The sequence below is a fragment of the Pseudomonas edaphica genome (assembly GCF_005863185.1).
GTDB lineage: Bacteria > Pseudomonadota > Gammaproteobacteria > Pseudomonadales > Pseudomonadaceae > Aquipseudomonas > Aquipseudomonas edaphica.
Genome location: NZ_VBVZ01000981.1, coordinates 1 through 1,329 on the forward strand (window position 1 = coordinate 1; position 1,329 = coordinate 1,329).

Sequence of the window (1,329 nt, forward strand, 5' to 3'; positions counted from 1 at the left end):
AGATAACCCACTTCGGTTCGACCATTTGCTCGTAGAGACGCTGAATGATCGGCGCCATTTTGATAAAGCAGGTGCCGGCGATAACCATGAAATCCGCCTGGCGCGGTGATGCCCGGATAACTTCGGCGCCAAAGCGCGCGATGTCGTGGGGCGCCGTGAAGGCGGTGGTCATTTCCACGTAGCAGCACGAAAGGCCGAAGTTGTACGGCCACAGGGAGTTTTTACGCCCCCAGTTGACCGCGCCACTCAGCACGTCTTCGAGTTTGCCCATGTAGATGTTTTTGTGGACTTGATCTTCTAACGGATCGGAGACGGTTTCCCGTTCGCCGATAGGGTACTGATCGTTAGGAGCATCCGGGTCGATCCTGGTGAGATTGTATTGCATCGCCAAAGCCTCATTGTTTCAGCTTCGCTTGCCGCTTACGACGAGCTTCCGGAGCCCAGTCAAGGGCGCCCACTCGGAATAGGTAGACAAGGCCTGCCAACAGAATTGCTATGAAAACGAGGGCTTCGACGAATCCGGTCCAGCCGCTTTCGCGGACGGACACAGACCAGGCAAAGAGAAAGAGGGCTTCGATATCGAAGATCACGAACAGCATCGCGACCAGATAGAATTTGGCTGAGAGCCGCAAGCGGGCGCCACCTGTAGGCAGCATGCCGGACTCGAACGGTTCATTTTTGCTGCGGCCCCAGGCTTTTGACCCGAGGAGGCTGGAGACGCCGAGCATGAAGGCACAAAGGCCGACAACACCGAGGAGGAAAATGGCAAAGCCCCAGTTGTGGGCCATGAGTCCTGTCGCTTCGGTCATGCTGGAAATCCTTAACAGAGAGCAAAGGTCTCTGAGCTCGAAAAAGTAACGATGCAGTGACGATATGTCGCACTGCAATCAATCGCGGTGATTTTATGGCTAAACACCGGGCAAGTAAAATTCCTATAGCGAAATTATTCGATGGAATAAGCACATAGTGCACCTTCTTGGGGCTGTAGCCCTTGTGGGGCGGGGATTAGCGGGCATTTAATCAAATGTGTTTTGTTTAAGCGGTAAAGAAGTTTTCATCGGCTAAATGATAATGAATATTGTTTGCGCAGGATTTAAGCGAATGTTTCTCGTGTGGCGCGGGAAGTTGTTGTTACTTGCGTGATTGCTGCTAGTTGCTGGAGGGGATCTTTTAACCGATTTGATTCAGGCAAATAGCGCCCTGGGTCAATGTTTTGCGCAAAACCTTCAGGGTCGACACGGTCGATGTGGGAGCTGGCTTGCCTGCGATAGCGGTGGAACAGTTGAAAAATCTGTCACTGACCCACCGCCATCGCAGGCAAGCCAGCTC

General features: G+C 53.0%; 2 protein-coding genes. Both read right to left on the reverse strand.

The window, feature by feature from the left end:
* The coding region (gene nuoB, locus FEM54_RS32655) for an NADH-quinone oxidoreductase subunit NuoB (protein ID WP_138454295.1) at window positions 1–385 on the reverse strand (385 nt) is incomplete at its 3' end.
* Between the two features lie 10 nt (window positions 386–395).
* Complete coding sequence (locus FEM54_RS32660) at window positions 396–809, reverse strand: NADH-quinone oxidoreductase subunit A (protein ID WP_003219575.1); 414 nt, start codon at window positions 807–809, stop codon at window positions 396–398.
* Window positions 810–1,329: the final 520 nt, after the last annotated feature.

Bases quoted from the DNA above. Each gene is read 5' to 3' on its own strand.
- FEM54_RS32660 (WP_003219575.1), bottom strand. From the start codon at position 809: ATGACCGAAGCGACAGGACTCATGGCCCACAACTGGGGCTTTGCCATT.